General features: G+C 58.4%; 16 protein-coding genes. 5 read left to right on the top strand and 11 right to left on the bottom strand.

Going from position 1 to position 23,709, the window contains the following annotated elements; all coding sequences use genetic code 11:
• Positions 1-39: 39 nt before the first annotated feature.
• The gene (locus tag C8275_RS06660) at positions 40-1,452 is read left to right on the top strand and encodes a polysaccharide lyase family 1 protein (RefSeq protein WP_234395718.1); all 1,413 of its coding nucleotides are present in this window, start codon (positions 40-42) and stop codon (positions 1,450-1,452) included.
• Positions 1,453-1,576: 124 nt separating this feature from the next.
• Here the strand turns inward: C8275_RS06660 and C8275_RS06655 are convergent, their stop codons facing one another.
• A complete protein-coding gene (locus C8275_RS06655; protein WP_022385403.1) occupies positions 1,577-2,056 on the bottom strand; it encodes an Lrp/AsnC family transcriptional regulator in 480 nt (159 codons plus the stop codon).
• Positions 2,057-2,248: 192 nt separating this feature from the next.
• Between C8275_RS06655 and C8275_RS06650 the strand changes: the two genes are divergently transcribed.
• Positions 2,249-3,538, top strand: coding sequence for a M64 family metallopeptidase (locus C8275_RS06650; RefSeq protein WP_106484561.1), 1,290 nt, complete (start codon positions 2,249-2,251; stop codon positions 3,536-3,538).
• A 119-nt stretch (positions 3,539-3,657) separates the two neighbouring features.
• On the opposite strand, the gene queF is transcribed toward C8275_RS06650, so the two are convergent.
• The 10 genes from queF to C8275_RS06600 all read right to left on the bottom strand — a co-directional run bounded on the left by queF (position 3,658) and on the right by C8275_RS06600 (position 15,241).
• Positions 3,658-4,125 (bottom strand): preQ(1) synthase, encoded by a 468-nt coding sequence (queF, locus tag C8275_RS06645; RefSeq protein WP_022385405.1) that lies wholly within the window; start codon positions 4,123-4,125, stop codon positions 3,658-3,660.
• Between the two features lie 69 nt (positions 4,126-4,194).
• Positions 4,195-4,860: a 7-cyano-7-deazaguanine synthase QueC gene (gene queC, locus C8275_RS06640; protein WP_022385406.1), complete on the bottom strand. Its 666-nt coding sequence runs from the start codon at positions 4,858-4,860 to the stop codon at positions 4,195-4,197.
• A gap of 200 nt (positions 4,861-5,060) precedes the next feature.
• Positions 5,061-5,744, bottom strand: coding sequence for a queuosine precursor transporter (locus tag C8275_RS06635; RefSeq protein ID WP_022385407.1), 684 nt, complete (start codon positions 5,742-5,744; stop codon positions 5,061-5,063).
• Between the two features lie 168 nt (positions 5,745-5,912).
• The gene (locus tag C8275_RS06630) at positions 5,913-6,947 is read right to left on the bottom strand and encodes a LuxR family transcriptional regulator (protein WP_022385408.1); all 1,035 of its coding nucleotides are present in this window, start codon (positions 6,945-6,947) and stop codon (positions 5,913-5,915) included.
• A 15-nt stretch (positions 6,948-6,962) separates the two neighbouring features.
• Positions 6,963-8,003: a hypothetical protein gene (locus tag C8275_RS06625; protein WP_157948198.1), complete on the bottom strand. Its 1,041-nt coding sequence runs from the start codon at positions 8,001-8,003 to the stop codon at positions 6,963-6,965.
• A gap of 74 nt (positions 8,004-8,077) precedes the next feature.
• Positions 8,078-10,222 (bottom strand): Tex family protein, encoded by a 2,145-nt coding sequence (locus C8275_RS06620; protein WP_106484559.1) that lies wholly within the window; start codon positions 10,220-10,222, stop codon positions 8,078-8,080.
• Between the two features lie 56 nt (positions 10,223-10,278).
• Complete coding sequence (locus C8275_RS06615; RefSeq protein ID WP_022385411.1) at positions 10,279-10,884, bottom strand: aminotransferase class IV; 606 nt, start codon at positions 10,882-10,884, stop codon at positions 10,279-10,281.
• Complete coding sequence (locus C8275_RS06610) at positions 10,868-11,866, bottom strand: aminodeoxychorismate synthase component I (protein WP_199881881.1); 999 nt, start codon at positions 11,864-11,866, stop codon at positions 10,868-10,870. The genes C8275_RS06615 and C8275_RS06610 overlap by 17 nt, the downstream gene beginning before the upstream one ends.
• 125 nt (positions 11,867-11,991) lie before the next feature.
• The gene (locus C8275_RS06605; protein ID WP_106484558.1) at positions 11,992-13,155 is read right to left on the bottom strand and encodes a retropepsin-like aspartic protease; all 1,164 of its coding nucleotides are present in this window, start codon (positions 13,153-13,155) and stop codon (positions 11,992-11,994) included.
• A gap of 4 nt (positions 13,156-13,159) precedes the next feature.
• Positions 13,160-15,241, bottom strand: coding sequence for a thioredoxin family protein (locus C8275_RS06600; RefSeq protein ID WP_106484557.1), 2,082 nt, complete (start codon positions 15,239-15,241; stop codon positions 13,160-13,162).
• A gap of 1,399 nt (positions 15,242-16,640) precedes the next feature.
• Between C8275_RS06600 and C8275_RS06595 the strand changes: the two genes are divergently transcribed.
• The 3 genes from C8275_RS06595 to C8275_RS06585 are packed head-to-tail and all read left to right on the top strand — an operon-like array spanning position 16,641 to position 23,681.
• Positions 16,641-18,923: a prolyl oligopeptidase family serine peptidase gene (locus C8275_RS06595; protein ID WP_106484556.1), complete on the top strand. Its 2,283-nt coding sequence runs from the start codon at positions 16,641-16,643 to the stop codon at positions 18,921-18,923.
• A gap of 15 nt (positions 18,924-18,938) precedes the next feature.
• A complete protein-coding gene (locus C8275_RS06590; protein ID WP_106484555.1) occupies positions 18,939-22,259 on the top strand; it encodes a SusC/RagA family TonB-linked outer membrane protein in 3,321 nt (1,106 codons plus the stop codon).
• A 12-nt stretch (positions 22,260-22,271) separates the two neighbouring features.
• Positions 22,272-23,681, top strand: a complete 1,410-nt coding sequence (locus C8275_RS06585; protein ID WP_106484554.1) for a RagB/SusD family nutrient uptake outer membrane protein — start codon at positions 22,272-22,274, stop codon at positions 23,679-23,681.
• The last annotated feature ends 28 nt before the right edge of the window (positions 23,682-23,709 follow it).

The raw sequence follows: 23,709 nt of genomic DNA, 5'->3' as shown, positions 1-23,709 counted from the left end.
CTAAAGGGGAGCTCCGGCTCCCCACAAAACCATCCAACCATGCATCTACAGACCATCCTGAATTGTTTCATCGGCGCATGCCTCGCCGCGTGCGCCACTGAGGGGGAAGCCCGGGAACTGACCGACCGCTTCCCCGACTACGGCGAGGTGCTCGCCTTCCCCGGTGCCGAGGGCTTCGGCAGACATGCCACCGGCGGACGACAGGGCGAAGTCTATCACGTGACGACACTTGCCGACTCGGGCACAGGCTCCCTGCGCGACGCCGTCAGTCGGCCGGGACGCATCGTGGTGTTCGACGTCTCGGGCGTCATCCGCCTGCTCTCCCCGCTCCGCTTCGCTTCCGACCTGACCGTGGCAGGACACACCGCCCCGGGTGACGGCATCGTGATTTACGGCAACAACGTGTCCTTCTCCGGAGCGGACAACCTCATCTGCCGCTACCTGCGTATCCGCATGGGCGAGAACGGACCGCGCGGCAAGGACGCAGCAGGCATCGCCTACGGGGAGAACATGATATTCGACCACCTCTCCGTCACCTGGGGACGCGACGAGTGCTTCTCCATCAACGGCTCGTCCGCCAGGAAGGAGGGAGCACCGCGCAACATCACCATCCAGAACTCGTTCATCGGGCAGGGACTGCAGCCCCACTCCTGTGGCGGACTCATGCAGACCGACGCCGACCGGGGCATCACGCTCTACCGCAACCTCTACATCGACAACAAGACCCGCAATCCGAAAGTGAAGGGCGTCAACCAGTTCGTCAACAACGTGGTCTACAACTGGGGCAACGGGGGCGCCTACATCATGGGCGGACGGACGCAGCAGACGTGCGACGCCGACATCCGGAACAACTACTTCATTGCGGGACCGACGCTCAACTACGACGGGAAGACGCTGGGCTTCACGGTCCCCTTCTCGCGCTACAACGAGAACTTCCGCGTGTACATGGAGGGCAACCTGCTGGACGACAACCTGAACGGCAGACTCGACGGACGCGGCCTGACGCGCGGGGAATGTGTCGAGCGGGTGAAGAAGGACGGGGTGGAGACGGTCTACCGCCCGACGTTCCTCGACCGTCCGTCAGTCGTCCACCCCACCATCGAGGGGTTGCAGACCGCCGACGAGGCATACGCCTGGATTGTGGCACACGGAGGAGCCTCGCTCCCGCAGCGCGACCAGGTGGACACCTACCTGGTGGAAGAGCTGCAGTCGCTGGGCAGGAAAGGGACGATTCTCAGCTCGGAGCGTGAACTGCCGACGGGAGGTGTCGGCGAACTCCGGGGAGGCACCCTGCCCCGGGACACTGACGGCGACGGCATGCCCGACGCCTTTGAAGACTGCTACGGGCTGGACAAGGAGGACGCTTCCGATGCCATGCAGCTCGCCTCCAACGGCTACACCAACCTGGAGAACTACCTCTTCCTGCTGGAGCAGGGCAAGGCGACCGACTGACCTCCCCCAACAAAACGGCACGAAGACACAGAGGGAACAGACTCTCTGTGTCTTCGTGCCGTTTATGCGATTGGTTATTACTTCTTGCTGCGCGTCCTTGCAACGCGGCATCCCGTGGTCCGTCTTATTCCTCATCGTCGCTCAGGTGCTCGATGGGCATCTGGCGCTTGATGACTTCGCTGAAAGAGATGATGGTTTCCGAACGCGACAGTCCCAGGGGCTGGAGCTTGTCGTGGATGATGCTCATCAGATGATGGTTGTTGCGGGCATAGATTTTGATGAAGAGGTCATACTGCCCGGTCGTGAAGTGGCACTCGACCACCTCGGGGATGCGCTGCAAGGCCGCAACCACCTCATCAAAGTCCCCGGGATCTTTCAGGAAAAGGCCAATGTAGGCGCACGTCTCGTAGCCGATCTTCTCGGGGTCGATGATGTACTCTGAGCCTTTCAGGATACCCAGGTTCGTCAGTTTCTGAATGCGTTGGTGAATGGCTGCGCCCGAGACATTGCAGGCACGGGCGACTTCCAGGAACGGAATGCGAGCGTTGCCGGCTATGAGGCGCAATATCTGCTCGTCCAAAGAATCAATTTGATGATGTCCCATTTATGTTTCTCCTATTATTTTGTAGTGCAAAACTAAGACAAAAAAACGAATCCTTAAAGTACATGTTCCCATTGATGATAAAATTTAATATTTATCCGCATTTTAAACAGTATTCGTATCTTTGCGACGGACTCCCCCGATGTGACGCGGGGATGCCAACTGCTACTGTTGCACTTACAAATGAACCTTGATATGAAGCATTTCACTTTTCTCCTTCTGGCGCTATGGCTGGCTGTGTTCAGCGGAAGCGCCCGGGCGCAGGACTTCGACCGGTTTTTCGACAACCGCACCCTGCGCGTCGACTACACCTTTGCGGGGAACGCCCGCGAACAACACATCCATGTGAGCGAACTGCTGCAGTTCCCCGGCTGGAGCGGACGCCGCCACCACCTGAACGAGCTGCCTCTGGCGGGCAATGGCGACATCACAATGCGCGACAAGGCGACGGGAACCGTCATCTACCGCACGTCGTTCTCCACCCTGTTCCAGGAGTGGCAGGGACAGGAGGAGGCAACCCGCACGGACAAGGCGTTCGAGAACACCTTCCTGCTCCCCTACCCGAAGGCGGAGGCCGAAGTGACCATCGAGCTGCGCGACTACCATCACCGTCCCACGGCAACGCTGACGCACACGATTGACCCGGACGACATCCTCATCCGACGGTTGGCCCGGAGTGAAGCGCCCGTCCGCGTCCTCCATCAGGGAGGGGAAAGCGAGCGGTGCATCGACGTTGCCATCGTGGCGGAAGGCTATACCGCCCAAGAGATGGAGACCTTCTACCGGGATGCCCGTACCGCCTGCGACGCCATCCTCGCCCATGCCCCGTTTGACAGGCTGAAGGACCGTTTCAACTTCATTGCCGTCGGCGTCCCGTCAGCGGACAGCGGCGTCAGTGTCCCCGGGACCGGAACCTGGAAACGCACGGCACTCAGCTCCCACTTCAACACGTTCTACTCCGACCGTTACCTGACGACAGGACATGTGCGCGACCTCCACAACGTGCTCGCCGGTCTGCCCTACGAACACATCATCGTACTTGCCAACACCGAGACCTACGGCGGAGGGGGCATCTACAACTTCTACACCCTCACCACGGCACACCATGCTGACTTCCGACCCGTCGTGGTCCATGAGTTCGGGCACAGCTTCGGCGGACTGGCGGACGAGTATTACTACGACGACCAGTACACGGAGATGTATCCGTCGGACACCGAGCCGTGGGAACCGAACCTCACAACCCTGAAGGACTTCCAGTCCAAGTGGAGCGACCTGCTGCCCGCAGGCACCCCCGTCCCCACCCCTCCGGTGACGGACCCGGAGAAGGTCTACACGCAGGTGGGAGTCTATGAAGGCGGAGGTTACAGTTCGAAGGGAGTGTACCGTCCCGCCATGGAGTGCCGCATGAAAATCAACGAGGCTCCGGCGTTCTGCCCCGTCTGCCAGCGGGCACTGGAGCGCATCATCCGCTTCCAGAGCTGGTAAGGCAATCCGTTCCAAAGGAAGCAGACCGACGGATGTCCCGACATCCGACCCTCATAGAACCAGCAATGGGTGAGCCCTTGACAGACCCACCCACTGCTGGTTCTTCTTTTGCCCGCCGTTCACTTGAGGTCGTGATTCATCAGCCGGTAGTTGGCAAGCTCCTCGTACTTGGTTCCGGGGCGTCCGTAGTTCGCATACGGATAGATGGAGATGCCGCCGCGCGGCGTGAAGATGCCCGTGACCTCGATGTACTTGGGGTCCATCAGGCGGATGAGGTCCTTCATGATGATGTTCACGCAGTCCTCGTGGAAGTCGCCGTGGTTGCGGAAGCTGAAGAGATACAGCTTCAGGCTCTTGCTCTCCACCATCTTCACGTCGGGGAGGTAACTGATGCGTATCTCCGCAAAGTCCGGCTGGCCGGTGATGGGGCACAGGCTGGTGAACTCGGGACAGTTGAAACGTACCCAATAGTCGTTGTCGGGGTGCTTGTTGACAAAGGTCTCCAGCACCTCGGGTGCATAGTCCTGACGGTACTCCGTCTTGCGTCCGAGCGCAGACAGCTGCGCTCTCAATTCTTCGTTCTTCATTGATACTTTTTCCGGGTTATGCCCGGGCATGCCGTCAGTCAGCCGACCGCACGCCGGGCGTTCTTGATTCTATACGTGAGTGTTCCGGGTCTGCAGGTATTTCTCCAGCCCTTCCCGGCGCAACTTGCAGGCGGGACAGTGTCCGCACCCGTCACCGGGGATGCCGTTGTAGCAGGTCAGGGTCTCGTTCCGCACGAGGTCCAGTACTCCCAGCTCGTCCGCCAACGCCCAGGTGGCAGCCTTGTCAATCCACATCAACGGTGTGTGTATGACAAACTGCTCCTCCATAGCCAGGTTGAGCGTCACGTTAAGCGAGCGGATGAAGTTGTCGCGGCAGTCGGGATAACCGCTGAAGTCCGTCTGCGACACACCTGTCACGAGGTGACGGATGCCCCGTTCACGGGCATAGACGGCGGCAATGCTCAGGAAAAAGAGGTTGCGCCCCGGCACGAAGGTGTTGGGCACACCGTCCGCCGGTTTTTCGGCATCCATCGTCATCGTGGTGTCGGTGAGCGAATTGTGTCCCAGCTTCCCGATGAACGACACGTCCATCACGTCGAAGTGCACGCCCGCCTTGGCGGCAATCGCCCGTGCCAGCTCGACTTCCTTCACGTGCTTCTGCCCGTAGATGAAGCTCAGGGCATGCACCTCACGGAACTGTTTCTTTGCCCAAAACAGGCAAGTGGTGGAATCCTGCCCTCCGCTGAATACCACCAAAGCTTTCTCATTGTCCATAACTAAGTAAGTGATGATAGGTTTCCATGTTGTTGAAGCCCGGTACAGACGAAGCAAAGTATTATACTTAGCCTGCCTAAGTATTATACTTAGGGTGCCTAAGTATTATACTTTGGTCCGTACATGCCGGGGGATTACGAGGTCTGTCCCCGGGTCCTGTCAGACTGGGGACGTACCTTGACCGAGGTCCGCACAGGCTCTTACAGCTGTTTTACCTTGAGAATGTTGTAGGAGACGTCGGTGTCGTAGACATCGCTGCCGTCGAGCTTCTTCACGTAGTTCACCACGCGGATGGTCACCGGCAGGACGATGATTTCGTAGAGCGTCTTTGCCAACGCCTGGACGACCATCATCTTCAGCAGCTCCGACACGGGCATCAACCCGCCGAAGGCAATGGGGAAGAAGATGAGGGAGTCGGCGCTTTCGCCGAACAGGGTCGACACGACGGCACGCAGGGAGAAGTGGCGCCCCTGCGAGGCTATCTTCATGCGGCTCATCACGTAGGCATTGATGAACGAGCCGGCAAGGAACGCCATGAGGCTGGCAAAGGCAATGCGCGGCGCCAGTCCGAAGACGAAGTCGAAATGTTCCTCGCCCTGCCAGAAGGGGGCTGCGGGCAGTGCCACGGCGGCCTTCGCCAGCAGGATGACGAAGAAGTTCATTGCAAAGCCGGACCAGATGATGAGTCGCGCCTTGCGGAAGCCCCAGACTTCGGCAATGCAATCATTGAGAATGTAAGAGATGGGAAAGACGATGAAGCCGGCGGTGATGGAGATGGACCCTACCTGCACGACTTTTGCCTCCAGGAGATTGGCTGCGATGAGGCAGACGCAGAACAGTATCCCTAACAGCATAAAGGACACCGAAACGGATTGATTCTTCATGATTCTTGTTTTTTACGAGGTGTTCAAGCACTCGGATTAATACTAATCGTTTTTCGCGCGGCAAAGGTAAGACGAAATTGTGAAAGCGCCAAGACCGGGCGCAGGCTTTCTCGGCTCAAGCGCCTCCGCCGTCAGGGTCCCACACGTCTGCCACGAGTAAGGTGGGGTCTACCCTCCCCCACTTATCTTGCTCATTTCCAACAGACAGGCACGCAGGTCATCGCCTCGTTTCAGCCCCAGCTTGGCACGGATGTTCGAGCGCTGGCAGGTGACGTTCGACTCCGTCTTGCCCAGCAGTTCGCACATCTCCTTCAGCTTGTACCCCTGGAGCACAAGCTTGCAGATGGAAAGCTCGGACGCCGAGAGGGAGGGGAACAGCTCGTCGAGGTGTTCGTAGTCAATCTGCGACTGCTCGTACCAGTAGGCAATGTTGTTCTGCAGGTTGCGTTGTGCCTCCTTGCCGTCGCCGCTCAGCAGGATGCCCAGCAGACGCTCGGTCTGTTCGGCGGTCAGTCCCTGCTGCTTCGCCTGGCTGATGTAGTCGCGCAGGTTCTCCTTGTCGGTGTGGAGCAGGGAGATGATTTCCTTCTCCGTGCGCTCCAGGCTGCGGTGTTCCAGCGTAAGCACCTCCAGCTGGTACGCCAGGTGGCTGCCCAGGACGGCAATCAGCAGGAACACAAAGACGAACACGCCGAAGAGTCGGTAGAGAATCGGTTCCTCCATCACCCAGCAGCACACGGCATACGTTGCCAGTGCCGTCCCCACGCACCAGTAAGGCGCATAGTGGAGGTAGGCGACGATGGTCATCAGCAGGATAATCATCAGCAGGATGAGGTTGCTCACCACCATCATCACGTCCGTCTGGTGAGCGATGCAGGCGTTGTAGAGCATCTCCGTCAGGCAGAAGCCCTGCGTCACCACCACCAGCAGGTTGAATGCCTTGTGCAACGACAGCTTCCGTCGGCAGAACAGGACAAACAGCACCGTCACCAGTACGAACTGCAGGGCATTGGTGGCAAAGTAGTACGGACCCTGGTAACCGGAGATGCCCAACAGATTGAGCGTGATGAGCACCCAGGCTGCCAGGGTCGCATAGACGTAGACAAACAGCCGTTGGCGGTCAACGAACGAATCGGATATGTGGGCAGAGAAACACCGCCTCACCAGGGCATGAGGACGGAAGAACTTGGTATAACAGTTCATAAGCGACAATAGGTATTAAGACTTTGGGTAATGGGAACGGACATAGGCGTCCAGACGGGCTTGCAGGACCTCGCGCAGGTTGTCCGCCTTGTCCAGCTGCAGGCGGGCGCGGATGTTCGAGCGCTGGCAGGTGACGTTGGACTCGGTCTTGCCCAGCACCTCGCAAATCTCGCGCAGCTTGTAGCCCTCCACGATGAGCTTGCAGATTTCCCGTTGCGAGGGGGACAGCATGGGGAAGACCTGCTCCAGGAGGGACGCGTCGGTGCGGTGCTGCTCATACCAGCCGGCGAGGTCGCGGTCCACCTGCTCTTCGTCTTCCGGGTCGGCAATGCGCTCCAGGAGCTTCCCGGTCTGCTGGGGAGAGAGGTCCTGCTTCCCTGCCAGGTGCGCCACACTCAGCAAGGCAGCCTTGTCCATCCGGAACAGGGAGAATATCTCGCGCTGCGTGACCTTCATCTCGTCGTTCGTCTTCGACAGCTCCGTCAGCAGCTCGATGAGCCGGGTGCCCATGAGCCACACCAGCACGAACACGCCGACCACCCCGGCAAAGATGCCCGTGATGTGCTCGTCCTGCGTCAACAGGCAACAGACGGCATAGGCAGTCACGGACAGGGCGGCGATGACAAGGGTGAGCCTCTTCAGGTAGGAGAGAATGGCAAGGAAGAGCGTCACCATCATCATCATGACACTGCCGACAAGCGCCGGGTAGGCATAGCCTATGCCGAACAGGGCAATGTAGAACATGTGGAAGATATTGAACATGAGACAGCCCAGCAGCACGATGACCAGCGTGGGCGTCAGCGACAGGAGCCGTAGCAGGAACAGGACACAGGCACCGCAACACAGCACGTAGTACAGGTTGTTGCCCCAGTCGAAGTATCCTCCTTCCATTCCAGTCAGCCCCAGCTGCCTCAACACCATGACGAGGGTGTTGATAATCATCAGATAGATGAGCACCAACAGACGCTGCCTGTCCATGAACGTGTCCTCCACGTAACCGGAAAATACTTTCCAAAGCCAATTGTGCACGACTCGTATGTAAGCACGTATTTTCATAATTACACACCTCTCTAAGATAGGATGTGCAAAGATAGATACTTTTACGGAGTGTCAAGCAAGTTTATCGTCCTTTATTGCTCCACGCCCGCCATCGTCAGCGATAAACGTTTACGCTCTGCATCAATCGAGAGGACCTTGACACGCACGTGCTGGTGGAGATGCACCACTTCGTTCGGGTCAGCCACATAGCGATCGGCCAGCTGGGAGAGGTGCACCAGCCCGTTCTCCTTGATGCCGATGTTGACGAAACAGCCGAAGTTGGTGATGTTCGTCACGATGCCGGGCAGCTCCATGCCCTCATGCAGGTCTGCCAGCGTCCGCACGTTCGGGTCGAAGGAGAAGACCCGGATGGTCTGTCGCAGGTCACGTCCGGGTTTGTCCAGCTCCTGCAGGATGTCGGTCAGCGTGGGCAGTCCGACGGTCCCGGTCACATAGTCTTCCGGACGGATGCGGGCACGCAGCTCCTTGCTGGCAATCAGTTCGCCGACGGTGCAGTGCAGGTCTGCCGCCATCTTCTCCACCAGCGGATAGCTCTCCGGATGGACCGCCGTGTTATCGAGCGGGTTCGTCCCTCCGGCGATGCGCAGGAAGCCCGCGCACTGCTCGAATGCCTTCGCTCCCATGCGGGGCACTTTCATCAGGTCGCGCCGGGAAGCGAACGCCCCGTGCTCGGCACGATAGTCCACGATGTTCTGCGCCAGCTGCGGTCCCAGTCCGGAGACATAGGTCAGCAGGTGCCTGCTCGCCGTGTTCACATTCACACCCACGAGGTTGACGCAGTTCTCCACCGTCTGGTCGAGCGCCTTTTTCAGTGCCGTCTGGTCGACATCATGCTGGTACTGTCCCACCCCGATGGACTTGGGGTCAATCTTCACCAGCTCTGCCAGGGGGTCCATCAGCCGACGTCCGATGGAGACCGCCCCACGGACGGTGACGTCATAGTCGGGGAACTCCTCCCGCGCCGTCTTCGAAGCCGAATAGACCGACGCCCCGTCCTCGCTCACCACGAATGCCTGCACGGCGTGAGGATAGGACAGGTTGGTCACGAAGTCCTCCGTCTCGCGGCTGGCTGTCCCGTTGCCGACGGCAATCGCCTCGACACCGTACTGCTCCACCAGCGCCGTCAGCTTGCGTGCCGCCTGTGAACGCTCGTTGCGCGGCGGATGCGGATAGATGGTCTCGTTGTGCAGCAGGTTGCCCTGTGCGTCCAGGCACACGACCTTACAACCCGTCCGGTAGCCGGGGTCGATACCCATCACGCGCTTCTGCCCCAAGGGCGGAGCGAGCAACAGCTGGCGCAGGTTCGTGGCAAACACACGGATGGCTTCGGCATCGGCACGCTGCTTGCTGTCGGCGGCAAACTCGGTCTCGATGGAAGGCCTCAACAGCCGTTTGTAGGCATCCGCCACCGCCTCCGCCACCTGCTCGCCACAGGCGTTGCGTGCCCGGACGAAGCGTCGGTCGAGCCGTTGCAGGACGGAAGCCTCGTCGTCGATATCCCCCGGCACGATGCTGACCCGCAGGAAGCCTTCCGCCTCTCCCCGACGGATGGCAAGCAACCGGTGTGAGGAGCAACGTTTCAATGGTTCACTGAACTCGAAGTAGTCGCGGTACTTCACCGCCTCCGCCTCCTTGCCCTTGACGACCTTTGCGGTTATCAGGGCACGACGGGCAAACTGCGAACGCACGATGGCGCGTGCCTGCTCGTCCTCGCTCACCTGTTCGGCAAGGATGTCCCGTGCGCCCTTCAACGCCTCGTCGGCATCCTTCACCTCTCCCTTCACGAACGTCCGCAGACGCTGGTCCAGGTGAGGCTCGCGCTGCATCATCAGCAGGACGGCGAGCGGTTCCAGTCCTTTCTGACGCGCCGCCTCGGCACGTGTCTTGCGCTTGGGCTTATAGGGCAGATAGAGGTCCTCCAGCTCCGTCGCGTCCCAGCTGCCCTCAATGCGTGCGCGCAGTTCGTCGGTCAGCTTGCCCTGCTCGCCGATGGTGTTGAGGATGGTCGTCTTCCGCCGGGCAATCTCCTTGAGACGCTCGTTCCAGTCTGCCACCTCGCCCACCTTCACTTCGTCGAGTGTGCCGGTCGCCTCCTTCCGGTAACGGCTGATAAAAGGGATGGTTGCTCCCTCGTCGAGGAGCTTCAACGTACCACGCACCTGCCAGGCTGCCAGCCCGAGTGCCTTCTCTATAATAGGTATGAATGGTTCTTGCATGTGAATCGGTTGATAGTAGTCGGATGATGGTGTTTGTGTGTCGGGGTTCGTGTGTCTCAGGATGCCGGCATGCGGATGGCAGAGACGGGCAGTTCCACTTCGCCCCAGTCGATGAGGGCATTGAAGACCCGCACGAGGGAATACCTGCCCAGCTCCTCTGCCCGGATGTCGCGCTCGGTGATGATGCGGCTTTCCAGCAGCGACCGCCGCTTCACGCCGCAGAGCAACGGATGGGCGGGCGTGCACCATTGCCGTCCGTCATACAGGGCGATGTTGGCGATTGAGGTGTCGGTGAGCAGTCCGTCGCGCACCAGGAGCACATCGTCGGCGTCACCACGCCGGGCGAAGCATCGCTCCAGTGCCGAACGGTCGAGGAACTTATAGGCGTAGTCCACCTTGTCCGCCTCGACAAGGCGGAGCGAGGAGACGGGGCGCAGGCGATAGGGCGTGCAGGTGCACTCCGTCACCCCGTCACGTCCGTAGACCAGCCGCCACTTCATCACGCCCGGTCCGTCGATGTCCTCGGGCAGATAGTCTGCCAGGCGCAAGGCAGGTGCTCCGGGAAAGAAGAGGGAACGCGTGCGGTTCATGCGCTCTTCGTGGTAGAAGAGCAGACGGGGGAGTCCGCCCTCCACCCGTATGGATTCAATAAATTGGCACATATACTTTCTGTATTACTTCTTCGTATTCACTGTGTACGTCGCTGCGGTAGGTGATGCCGCCTCCCGCCTTGAACCACAGCCGTCCGCCCTCCTGCTCCACAAAGCGGATGAGCACACAGCTGTCCAGGTTGTCGCCGTCGAACACGCCGGCAACGCCCGTATAGAACCCCCGTTCGTATCCTTCCGCCTCGGCAATGATGGCGCAGGTCTTCGGCTTGGGCGCTCCCGTGATGGAACCTGCCGGAAGCAGGTCGAAGAGCAGCGTCCCCAGCTGGGAACGGTAGTCGTCGGGCAACCGTCCGCCAATCTCCGAGCTGGTCTGCCAGAGTGCCCCGCGGTTGGTCTGCAGAAGGTCAAAATAGCGGTAGCGACAGACGGTCACCCCGATGGCATGCATGCTCAGGTCATTGCGCAGCAGGTCCACGATGGTGGCATGTTCGGCAGCCTCCTTCCCGTCCTCGAACAGCCGACGACGTGCATCGGGCAGCTCAGCGTCGATGGTCCCCTTCATGGGGTAGGCATAGATGTGCCCCTGACGGATGCGTACGAAAATCTCCGGGGAGAAACAGGTGAAGCGGTCACGCAGCCACAGCCGGTAGGGTGCCCGCGAACGGTGGAAAAGCTCCTCCAGCGAAAGGTTGGTCTCGACGGGGACGCGCCGCGTCAGGTTCGTCAGGAAGCTGTTCCCTGCCAGCAGATGGCGGTGTACGACCTCGAAAGCGGCAGCATATTCCGCCTCGGTCTCGGGGAACGTCTGCCAGCGGACCGTCTCCGTCACGGGAACGGACACCGAAGCATCGACATTCGTCACTCCGTTGAAGTTGTACCGGCAAAGGGAGGGATCGACCGTCCCCAGCTCTTCGAGCAACACCCTTTCCTGCTTATAGTCAACCACAAAGAGGAAGGGTCGCCGGACCGCACCCCATTCATTCATTCGCCGGACAGCCTCATCCTTCGAACAAAACGTCAACTGTTTCTTCATATCTCCCAAGAGTTTTCTGGTTCACGAAGGGGCAAAGATAGCCCTTTTCCAGCGACGACAGGCCATGAATGCGCGACTTATTTCAGCGCAACCTGTCCGGAACACGATGCATACAGGCAGCGAAGTCAACGTTTGCGGATAGTCACTTCATGCTCCTTCCCGTCCTCACCGATATAGACAATACGCGCCTTGTCCCCCGGCAGGTGAATCAGTCCCTTGGTTATTGCCTCGTACAAGTCCACCTTGTCATAACGGACTCCGTTCACCGCCACAATCCGTTCACCGCCGTGCAACGGCAGCCCGGCATAGTCCCAGACCAGTCCGGCACAGAGATGGTCGTCCATCACGGTGATGACGACATCCCAATCCTTCTCATACAGGTTGAGCTTCTTCCTGTTGTCGTAAGGGATGAAGTAGAAGACATTGCTCCTGTAATCCGCGATAACCGTACCATAGCGCAGGAGGTCAGAGCCTATGCGCGAGTCGACAGCATCCGTCGTGACGGACGTCACCTCCTCAAAGAGGAAGTTGCCCAACCTGAATTGAGGGATGACCACCCGGTACTTCTGCGATTTGCCTTCCAGCCCCGCAGCTCCCAACGACAGGACTCCCTGTCCCGCTCCCTTCACCTCCAGCGCCTTACCCGCCGTCCGCAGGTTGGAGAAGCTCTTCATGGAGAGTTCGTAGAACGACTTGGCACCGGAGTCAAACATCACCGTGTCGCAGGCACCGTCCTTCAGCTGTACACGCAGCAGGGTCAGGTAGGAATCCGGCAACATGGGGATTGCCCGGGTGTAATCTATTCCCAAGCCGCCGTCATAGTTGGTAAACGTCATCGAGCCTGTCCGGGCATCCAGTTTGAGAATACCCTGCTTCAGCAGGTTGTAGCCGATAACTCCGTCGATATGCAGGTTCTCCAGCATGTCCCCTTCCGCCCACTTCATCGCCTGCAGACGGGTAAAGGTGAAGACAGAGTCCAGCTTGAGCGAAGGAATGTTGACCACAGAAGTCGAGACCGCGGCTCCATTGGAGTCCACGCCCTGTGCCGTCCTGCCTTCATCACGTATGCCCGCCTTCTCCGCAAAGGAGTGAGAGACGCAGCAGGGAGCTCCGGTGTCCACGATGAAGCGTCCCGGTACGCCATTGACAAAGGCTGTGACAATCAACTTCCCATTCTCTTCCAAATAAGGAATCCGGATGCGGAAGCGTCCGGATTCCTGTGTAAGCCCCTTGGAAGGGCTGCACCAAATGCACAAAGGCAGTAAGAACAACAGCCAGAAACGTTTCATCCCGTTATCCTTTGTAACCACCTTGTTTGATTACTTCGAGCAGCACGGCATACTTCCTGGCAGCCCGCTTGTCGCAGTTCTTTGCCCGGTCTGTCATGTACTCCACAAACTTCGCCTTCTGGGCCTCCGTTGCCTTCTCCAGGAAGTAGGGAAGCAGGGAGTCCATGTTCAGCTGGTCCTGCGGGTTCTGCATGCCCTGTACCCGTTGACGGTAGAATGCCAGCACATCGTCCACATTCTCCCGTTGCAACAGGTCCTCAATCAGCACCAACGTATATTCGGCAGGATAGATGCCCTGCTTCAACGGCTCCAGGAGTCGGAGCACGGCATCCTTCTCCGTCTTGTGCTGCAGGTAGTCCAGGACGACGGGGAAGCAGACACGTTCGATCTTCTTGTTCACCTTCTCTGCGGGCACCGCCTTGGTCAGTCCGTCGTGCAGCTTCAGCAACCGGCTGAAAGCCTTCCCCTGCGGATTGACAACAGCCGCCTCCAACAGAGGCCAGGAGGAAGCATCGCAGAACTTCGCATCGTCCCAACCGTCCAGGTAGGTTGTTGCCAGGCTGTCTCCCTGCAGGGCAGTGAGTTCCTTCGCGGAAACCAACGCCGTGATATAGTTGGCTATCGCATCCGGTGTACGCTCTCCGGCTTCATAGGCAGCCTTGCTCACGGCGTATCCCTTGGTGGGGTCCGAGTGCTCACGGGCTTCCTTAATCAGCTCTTCGGCACTGCGGGAGCCCACCATGGTATGCATGACATTTCCCTGCGTGTCCAGAATCAGCATGGTCGGATAAGCTGTCACTCCGTACTTCTTGCCCAGTGTGATGCCTTCCCCTTTCTCCATGTCCATCTTGAGGCTTACAAAGTGCTCGTTGAAGTAGTCTCCTACCTTCTGCTGCGTGAAGACCTGGGCTGCCATCATGCGGCAAGGACCACACCACGTCGTGTAGCAATCCATGAACACCAGCTTGTTTTCAGCCTTTGCCTTCTCCATCGCCTCGGCAAACGTATGGACATCGAAGGAGATGCCCGCCTCCTGACCGACGAGGATGTGCTGGGCAAGGGCGGAAAGGTACTTCTTCGAGTTGCTGCCTTCGCTCTCACGTCCTGCCTCTTCCTTCAGGAAACCACCGATGAGCTCCCGTTCGCTCTTCGACAACTCCGGGAATTCGAAGGAAAGTTCGACAGGCAGTCGTCTTCCCTCCAGCTCACGTCCGCGGGTCTTCATCAGCTCTATCAGCTCCGGATACTTCCTGGTGCCGCGCAACTTGGCGATGTCGTACAGCAAGTAGCACATCGACGCGTCGGGTATCTCCGCCTTCTGCATGTCAGTAGACAACGCCAGCAGCTGACCGGCATCGTATTCCTTCTTGCCGCAAGCGTAGTCCATCAGGTCGGGGATGTACAAACGCTCCAGCAACGTGTTCACTGTTCTCTCGCCCACGCTCTTCACGAAGTCGCTGCGGTGTGCCACCAGGTAGCTGTACAGGTCCGAGTAACGGTCCACCACCGACTGTCTGATGACGTCCCAGTTCTCCTTCCTGGCATACTCTTTCTCAGGGAGCATACCCAGGTAGACCTTTGCCACGGAAGCGTAACGTTCGTCCTGAGCCAGGCTCAGCGCATTGAGGTAGTTCAGCAAGTCCTTCTTGTTATACTTACCCGTGTTGTATTTCGCTTCCGTTCCCAGCAACGAGGTCTTGTCGCTCAGAGCCAGCGCTACGGCTTCCTGGAACTCGGGCAGCTTCTTGCCTCCCAGGATACGCAACAGCACCTCTCCCTTCTCATTCAGGACCAGGTATTGGGCGAAAGTCTCCACCTTATATTGTTGTGCCAGCGCCTTGCCTTCTTCGCTTCTCGTCACATCCAGGAAGAGGTTCACGAAATGCTTGTTCATGTAATCGCAGAACTTCGCGTCGCTGAACACCACCTGATTCATCGTGTGGCAGGGAACTGCCCAATCGGCAAAACAATTGAAGAAGATCGGCTTCCCTTCCTGCTTCGAACGCTTCAACGCCTCTTCGAAGGAATATACATAGTTCATCTTCACATCTGCCTTCACGGCATCGCCATAAATCCGGTGATACATTCTTCACCTTTATCCCCCCAAGATGCCACTGACATGCATCCAATTGGCAAGCTGACAGGGGCTGGTGACGATATTCGTTCACATCCGGCTCGTCAGACATCTATTCAGAACTGTATCAACCCACTGTAAACAAACAAATTGAAAGGATACGTAATTTTAGGACATCGCCAACCGGGCAAGATTGACAGGCTCCCTGCCCAACCAACGAACAAAAAATATGGACATACAACCGCCGAAGGGGAAAAAGAAAGAGATAACAATCTGATTTTAATGTTAAAGTCGAATTTTTCCTGAAAAAAGGTGCATTTTCTCTTCCTTTGCCTTCTCTTTCAAATAGCCATTTCCTGATTACCATTAAGACGGAAAAACCACCAAAAACTATCGAAGTTCTTGCGCTCTACCCATTTCTATACAAATTTATTACTACGAACTTATTGTCATGCCCACCGGACTTCCGATAAAAAACAAAGCGTCCCCACGTCGTCGACGAAACAGATCCGGTTCATCGCCTGCCCAGCAGAGCCTACCCCATAATCTGTCATTCTGCACACTCTTTTCCCGATTTCCTTGACAGAATCCGAGAAAAGGACCTTTCCGGCTAACGCACATTTCTGCAAAAATGGTCAAAGCAGGCTTTTTTAAGAATATTCATGCAAGCCAAACCGCATACTTATTCCAAAACAAGGGCAAAGACGAATATTTATACCACGAAACAATATTGTTTGACTCGGCAAACACTTGTGTTTGGCACGTGAAACAATATTGTTTGACGACCCAAACAATATTGTTTCATCCGTCGAAGTCCAATTATCGGAAGGCGAAACGCTTGTTTTACGATTTGGATACATTTATTTATCTTCATTCACCTCCAGTTTGTATGCCGGGACACACTTTTGCAAACTATTCTTTTGAGCGGTATTTTCCACCTTCACCCTTCCTGCGGATATCCAATCCGCTCTGGCGGCAACAAAAGCATCTCTTTCCGGTGCAAATTGCATCCATCTGCATTTTGCGAATCGCCTGAGAATATCCTTTCTGCGCACTCTCCCGTCGTCGGGTGCAACGAAGGGCCTTCTCAGCGCCTTCGTTTGACAAGTTGACAAATTGATACCCGGACAGTCAAACGGCTTTCTGACTATTCCGTTTTCCTGACAAAAACATCCGTATAATAGAAACGAAAACAGCAAATGCGACACCAACACAAAGAAACTTCCGCTAAACAACAAGCAACTAGCAATCCATTTTAGGAAACCGGAAGGAATATTTAGTTAAATAACGTATAAACATAAGTAGTATTAAAACATAAATTTATCTTTGAGCAGTTTTATTAGCGGATGAGGGAAAACGAGTTGCCACTCCCCTCGCCCACTTGTCTACCGACAACTAATAACACCCATATATGTATAGAGGAGTAATCCGTGCCATCGTCCTGTTTGTGATGACGGCCTGCCTGCCCGGCCTCCATGGGCAGACCATTGACTGGGACAGGGTGGAGCAGCATTCCGCTTCCGCCTGGGAACCTTGCATAGCAGGGCGTTGCATCTACCCGACGTGGATGAACGGCTGTCCCTTTTTCTACTACAACGTGCGGAAAGGCGACTCCACGCGCTACTATCTCGTGGATGCACGCAACGGGCGCAAGATTCCGATGGTGAAGGATGTCACTGCCTTTACCGCCCGCTATGTCTCCCTGACGGGTGACAGCCTCGACCGCAACGACTTCCGCCTTCACGGACTGACTTTCAACCGGGGCGATGTCCGCCGCTTCTTCCTCCGTCACCGGAAGGGAACGCTCGTCTATGACCTCCGCCGGGGCACGCTTGCCTTCACTGACGAACAGCCCGACACCGAAGGAGTGCCTCCCCGTTTCAGACAGACCTGCCATTCGGCGGACTCCGCCTTCACCATGCTGGGGAGCGGGCATGACCTCTACGTGTGTAACAACCGGACCGGGACAGTACGACGCCTCACAACCGACGGCAGGGAGGGAGCCTCCTACACCTACCGTGCCTGTGTGGACACCGTGCCGTCGAACACCCGAGGCAGCTGGATGGGGCACCGCTACGTGTGCCTGTTGCAGGACATGAGCGAGGTACAGGACATCAGCCTCATCAACTCCCTGGGCAAGGGACGTCCGCAGACCCTCACCTTCCAGATGCCCATGCCGGGCGATGAGGGGGTACGCCGCTACCGCCTGTTCTGGTACAACGCCGACACGGACGAGGCACGCCTCCTCCCCATCGACAAGTATCCCGACCAGACCGTGGAGCTGGACCACTTCAGCACCGGAGAGGCGCTCTACTTCACCCGCTGCAGCCGGACAGCCGACTGCATTGACCTGTGCCGGGTCAACCTCGCCGACGGCACGGTCGACGAACTGATTTCCGAAACCACCCGTCCGCATATCAACCTCACGCTGATGAACCACCTGGTCTTCCGCCAGGGACGGAACATCCTCTGGTGGTCGGAACGTACCGGACGGGGGAACTACTACCTTTACGACGGCGAAGGTCGTCTGCTGCACCGTGTCACCCGGGGTGACCGACTGGTGGCAGGACGTATCGTCCGCGTGGACACGGTACGGAACGAACTGCTCTTTGCCGGCTACGGTGAGGACACGCAGGTGAACCCGTGCTATACCTATTATTATAAGGCAAGCCTGGACGGCACGCGTCAGGTATTGCTCACCCCCGGCAACGGCAACCACGAGCTGTCACTGTCCCACGACGGACGCTATGCCATCGACCGTTGTTCGCGGGTGGACTGTCCGCCGACGGTGCGTGTCCTCTCCATCGACCATCCGTCACGGAGCTTCGAGGTGGACCGCATGGACGAATCCGCCCTGCGGGCAGCCGGCTGGCAACCGCCTACCCTCGTGAAGGTAAAAGCTGCCGACGGGGTGACGGACCTGTACGGGGTGATGTACGTGCCCTCCACACTGGACCCGGCACGCAAGTATCCCCTCATCACCAATGTCTATCCCGGTCCGCAGGACGACCAGCTGCCCTTGTCGTTCGTTGTCGACGACAACGGGAACCAGTCGCTTGCCGAACTCGGGTTCGTGGTCATCAACGTGTCGGTCCGCGGCAGTTCCCCACTGCGTGGACGTGACTTCTACTGTTACGGCTACGGCAACCTGCGCGACTATCCGCTCCCGGACACCCGTCATGTGGTGGAGGAACTGGCATCCCGTTACCCGTTCATCGACCTCGACCGGATAGGCATCTACGGACACTCGGGAGGTGCTTTCCAGACCGTAGCCGCCATGCTCACCTACCCGCACTTCTTCAAGGTCGGCGTCGCCGCCTCGGGCAACCACGACAACAACATCTACATCCAGTGGTGGGGAGAGACCTTCCACGGCGTCACCGCAGAGACCGACAGCGTGGACCACCGCACCCGGTTCCACACGCACATCCCCACGAACATGGAGCTTGCCGACCGGCTGCAAGGCGACCTGCTGCTCATCACCGGCGACATGGACCGGAACGTGCCTCCCTCGTCGACCTACCGGATGGCACACGCCCTGATACAGGCACACAAGCGGTTCGACTTCTTCATCCTGCCGGGAAAGGACCACGGCGTGATGGACGACTACTACCTGAACCTGATACGCTACTACTTCGTGGAGCACCTGTTGCACCCCGCGCGACGAGACATCGACATAATTAATCACCACTAACCATAGAGAGGGCTTATGAGAATCAACCATCTACCCACACTGACGCTCCTTTGCTGCAACCTGGCAGCCGCCGGACTGTATGCCCAGACACCGGACACGCAGCAAATGATTCCCGTGCGAATCGTCATCGTGAGCGCCGACAACACACCCCTGCCCGGAGCCACCGTCAAAGTGGAAGGGACACCGGCAGCCATCGCCGACGGACAAGGGCTGGTACACATCCAGGTCCGGTACAACGCACTGCTCGAAATCCAGTACATCGGCATGAAGCCGTACTCGATGCGTGTGACCCGGGCACTGACCGGACACATCATGCTCACCGAGGAGTCATCGGAGCTTGACCAGGTGGTCATCACGGGCTATTCGCGGACGACCAAGAACCGCACGACCGGCTCACTGAAGACACTCACCGCCGAGGACCTGAAAGGCGCACCGACCGCCAACCTCGACATGCTGCTGCAAGGCAAGATTGCCGGCGTCGACGTGAAGGCTGTCTCGGGACGTCCGGGACAGACCGCCCGCATCCGCATCCGCGGAACCAACACCATCACGGGCAACGCCGACCCGCTGTGGGTGGTCGACGGAGTCCCCCTGCAACATGACCTGCCCAAGATAGCCAGCAGCCAGCTGCGGGCAGAGGACTTCAGCGACATCTTCAGCAACGGCATCGCGGGCATCAACCCGAACGACATCGCTTCGGTGACCGTACTGAAGGATGCGTCGGCTGCCGCCATCTACGGCTCCCGGGCTGCAGGCGGCGTCATCGTGGTAACGACCAAGCGCGGTCAGGAAGGCAAGATGCAGGTGAACTACTCCGCCAACGTGTCGGTGGTCACTGCGCCGTCGCGCGATGCCGGACTGATGAACTCCCGACAGAAGCTCGCCTGGGAACAGGAGCTGTGGGACGAGTTCTCCGCCGAACGCTATGCCAACCGTGAGTCCAACAACGGCATCTATCCGGTCATCGGCATCGTGGGCATGATACGCTCCGGATATGACACCTACGCAGGAATGAGCCGGGAGGAACAGGACGCCGCCATCGCCGCCCTGGGCGAACACTCCACCGACTGGTTCAAGGAGCTCTTCCGCAGTCCGGTGTCCCAGAGCCACTACCTCTCGCTCTCCGGCGGTTCAGAGAAGAGTACCTACTACGTGTCGTTCGGCTATGACCGGAACAACGGACTGGTGAAGAAGACCAGCTACGACCGCTACAACGTCAGCGCCAAGATGGACATGCAGCCCAACAAACGGGTGAAGCTGGGCGTGTCGCTCGACATGAGCATGCAGAAGGCGAACGACTCGGCTGCCGGCATCGACCCGTTCCAGTATGCCTACTTTGCCAACCCCTACGAACGCCCCTACAACGACGACGGCTCGTATGCGGCAGACCGCACCTACCACCACCTGAGGATTACGAACCGGCAGTATGAGCTGCCCCTGCCCGAAGAGGGGTTCAACATCCTGCGCGAGATGGATGAGACGTATGCAAAGGACAGGAACTTCACCTCCTCCCTCATCGCCAGCCTGAGCGTGAAGCTGCTGGAGAACCTGACGTTCGAGGGACTGGGCTCCTTCGGCTACGTCTCCAATCATGCCGACAACTACATCGGCGAGAACACCTACGCGGCATGGATGGACCGCCCCTTCGAGGGACACAACGACCAGTCGAAGCGCCGGTACGGCTCCATCCGCCAGAACGCCGCCTACAACACCAACTACAACCTGCGCGGACAGCTCCACTACTTCCTCACTATCGGGGACACCCATTACCTCAGCCTGCTGGGTGGTGCGGAGATACGCGGACAGTATGCCAAGGCCATCTATGAGAAGCGTTACGGCTATGACCCCGTATCGGGCAACTCCGCCATGCCGGTCTACCCACCCGACCAGAAGACCGACTACGGACAGCTGCTGTCCTATGCCGCCATCATGGACGGGCTGTCGGGACAGAGCATCCAGGAGGACGCCTTCGCCTCGTTCTACTTCTCGATGGACTACGTGCTGCTGAACCGCTACATCCTGAGCTTCACCACCCGTACGGACGGCTCGAACAACTTCGGCAAGGACGAACAGTTCAGCCCGACCGGCTCGCTGGGATTGGGGTGGAACGTCGGACAGGAGTCCTTCATGCAGGCATTGAAGCCGACAGTGAGCAGCCTGACGCTGCGTGCCGCCTTCGGCTACACCGGCAACATCAACAAGTCAGTCTACCCGCAGCTGGTGATGGACTACCTCAACCAGTTCCGCCGTACGGGAGAGGGTGCCTACCGGCTGGGCTACATCAAGAACGCCCCCAACCCGCACCTGCGTTGGGAGAAGACACGGGACATGAAGCTGTCGGTCGACCTGGGACTCTTCAACGAACGGCTGCACCTCTCCGGAGAAATCTACGACCGCCGTACACGCGACGCCGTCTCCCAGGTCGATGTCCCCTACACCACCGGCTTCTCCTCCCAGAGCTACAACACCTCCGAACTGCTGAACCAGGGAGCGGAGGTGAGCCTGAACGCCCGCCTCATCGAGAGCAAGGACTGGCGCCTGTCACTGTCCGCCAACCTGGCATACAACCGCAACAAGCTACTGCGGTACGACACACCCAATCCCAGCATCTTCCAGAGCAACTACGTGGGTTATCCGCTCGGCTCCATCGTCAGCGGCAAGGTCCAAGGCATTGACCGACGAACGGGCATCTATACCTACGAGGTGCGTCCGGATGTGGAACTGAACACCGCCGCCGACCGCAAGAAGTCGGAGAACTATGCCTTCTACCTGGGCACGTCGACAGCACCCGTCAATGGCGGCTACTCGCTCTCGGCAGGCTACAAAGGCTTCAGCCTCCACTTGGGCGGCTCATACTCCATCCACGGGAAAGTGGTCAACGAGGTGCAAAGCCCTGCCAACTACGGCCTCCTGACAGGACGTACCCAGGAGTATCCTCCCACATCCGAGAACGACCTGTATCGCAACTTCCTCAATGTCAAGTCGGATGTCGTCCACCGTTGGACTGCGGACCATCCTGTCACGGACGGTTATCCCCGCATCATCGATGCCTTCGGCGAAGACCTGGGGCTGGACAACTACATGATTACCCAGAGTTCCATCACCCGTGCCTCGATGATGGAGAGCGTCTCCTACTTCAAGCTGAACTCCCTGATGCTGAGCTACAACTTCGGAGGCAAGTGGATGAAGCGTACCCCGCTCACCTCGCTGAACGTGTCGTTCACCCTAAACAACCTCTTCACGCTGACGAACTACTCGGGCATCGACCCCGAGACACCGGGCGCGGTCTATCCCATCCCGCGCACTTACACGATGGGAGTATCTGTCGGATTCTAAACTGAACATCTTATGAAAGCCATACATTACATCGGTTGCCTGCTGGCGGCACTGAGCTGCTACTCGTGCAGCGGATACCTCGACATCAAGCCTTACGGACGCACCATCCCCAAGACCGCCGAGGAGTTCTCCGCCCTGATACACAACCACCTGAACAACATCGACATCGGCAATGACGCACTGCTCATCGGCAACATCTCATCCACGGCAATGTGGGACACGGGATGCGGCGACGACTTCGAGAACTGCCTGACCTCCGCCGCCGGCTCCACCCTGCCCATCTATCTGGGTGAAGCCGCCTACTCGGTCAGCCGGGGATATGACTACCGCGACCTGTATGCCATCATACGGGACTGTAACCTGGCCATCCACGAGATGAAGGAGGACGGGACCGAAGAAGCCAACCTGACACGTGGCACCGCCTATGCCCTGCGCGGCACCGCCTACTACCAGCTGATGCGTCTGTATTGCGAGGCGCCGGAAGCCGGGAAGTTCGACAGCCAGCAGGGAGTCCCCCTGGTCACCAGCTTCGACATGGAGGCAAAGCCGTTGCGCAGCACCCTGCAGGAAACCATCGGACAGATTGAGAGCGACCTGAAGGAGGCCATCGGCTACCACATCAGCAACCCGCTCTTCCGCTTCACCGAGGATGTCTGCAAAGGCTATCTGGCACGCCTCTACTTCTGGAGCGAACAGTGGGGACAGGCACTGCCTCTCGCCCAAGAGCTACTGCGCAGCCATCCGCTGGTGGAAGGGGAAGCCTACACTCACATGATTGCCACCTCGACCGAGCTCACGGGAAACCAGCTCATCAAGTCATACCAACTCATGGCGAAGGATGCCGCTTCCGACGAACAGCTCCTGCTCGCCCCCTTGCAGTACCGTCCGGTGAGCAAGCGGCTCATCTCCCAGTTCCCTCCCGACGAGCGCGAGCGCGACATACGCTATAAGCTCTGGTTCACCGCCAAGCGCATCAACACAAAGCCGGTGTTCTGTGGCATGCGTGCCGCCGAGTTTGCCCTGATGGAAGCGGAATGCCAGTATCACCTGGGACGTGAAGCGGAAGCCCTCAAGGCAATCAACAACTTCCGCCGACACCGCATCAGCGACTACCGGGACCTGACCATGGACAGTCTGCCTCCCGTTCCCTCCCTGGAAATCATACGGCAGGATGCCACCGGGAAAGCCGTCACCCCCTTGCTGGGTCTCATCCTGAGCGAGCGGCGCAAGGAGCTCTACCTGGAGAGCGACCGCTTCTTTGAGCTGAAACGGAACGGCACCCCCGAATACTGGACCGCCTACAACGGAAGGAAGTACACCACACAGGTGCACATGTACACCTTCCCCATCCCTGCCAAAGACCTGCTGATTGTAGACGGGCTGAAGCAGAACCCCGGCTACACCGAGCGAGTCAGCTACTGAGAACTCCCACCCGATTATCAACACGCTA

Source organism: Bacteroides sp. Marseille-P3684, from assembly GCF_900291465.1.
In the GTDB taxonomy this organism is placed as follows: domain Bacteria; phylum Bacteroidota; class Bacteroidia; order Bacteroidales; family Bacteroidaceae; genus Phocaeicola_A.
The sequence above is the reverse complement of the archived record's forward strand: the minus strand, read 5'-3'. Positions and strand labels throughout refer to the sequence as shown.

Excerpts from the sequence above, each read along its gene's own strand:
- C8275_RS06660 (WP_234395718.1), top strand. The coding sequence starts at position 40 with ATGCATCTACAGACCATCCTGAATTGTTTCATCGGCGCATGCCTCGCC.
- C8275_RS06655 (WP_022385403.1), bottom strand. The coding sequence starts at position 2,056 with ATGGGACATCATCAAATTGATTCTTTGGACGAGCAGATATTGCGCCTC.
- C8275_RS06650 (WP_106484561.1), top strand. The coding sequence starts at position 2,249 with ATGAAGCATTTCACTTTTCTCCTTCTGGCGCTATGGCTGGCTGTGTTC.
- queF (WP_022385405.1), bottom strand. The coding sequence starts at position 4,125 with ATGAAGAACGAAGAATTGAGAGCGCAGCTGTCTGCGCTCGGACGCAAG.
- queC (WP_022385406.1), bottom strand. The coding sequence starts at position 4,860 with ATGGACAATGAGAAAGCTTTGGTGGTATTCAGCGGAGGGCAGGATTCC.
- C8275_RS06635 (WP_022385407.1), bottom strand. The coding sequence starts at position 5,744 with ATGAAGAATCAATCCGTTTCGGTGTCCTTTATGCTGTTAGGGATACTG.
- C8275_RS06630 (WP_022385408.1), bottom strand. The coding sequence starts at position 6,947 with ATGAACTGTTATACCAAGTTCTTCCGTCCTCATGCCCTGGTGAGGCGG.
- C8275_RS06625 (WP_157948198.1), bottom strand. The coding sequence starts at position 8,003 with ATGAAAATACGTGCTTACATACGAGTCGTGCACAATTGGCTTTGGAAA.
- C8275_RS06620 (WP_106484559.1), bottom strand. The coding sequence starts at position 10,222 with ATGCAAGAACCATTCATACCTATTATAGAGAAGGCACTCGGGCTGGCA.
- C8275_RS06615 (WP_022385411.1), bottom strand. The coding sequence starts at position 10,884 with ATGTGCCAATTTATTGAATCCATACGGGTGGAGGGCGGACTCCCCCGT.
- C8275_RS06610 (WP_199881881.1), bottom strand. The coding sequence starts at position 11,866 with ATGAAGAAACAGTTGACGTTTTGTTCGAAGGATGAGGCTGTCCGGCGA.
- C8275_RS06605 (WP_106484558.1), bottom strand. The coding sequence starts at position 13,155 with ATGAAACGTTTCTGGCTGTTGTTCTTACTGCCTTTGTGCATTTGGTGC.
- C8275_RS06600 (WP_106484557.1), bottom strand. The coding sequence starts at position 15,241 with ATGTATCACCGGATTTATGGCGATGCCGTGAAGGCAGATGTGAAGATG.
- C8275_RS06595 (WP_106484556.1), top strand. The coding sequence starts at position 16,641 with ATGTATAGAGGAGTAATCCGTGCCATCGTCCTGTTTGTGATGACGGCC.
- C8275_RS06590 (WP_106484555.1), top strand. The coding sequence starts at position 18,939 with ATGAGAATCAACCATCTACCCACACTGACGCTCCTTTGCTGCAACCTG.
- C8275_RS06585 (WP_106484554.1), top strand. The coding sequence starts at position 22,272 with ATGAAAGCCATACATTACATCGGTTGCCTGCTGGCGGCACTGAGCTGC.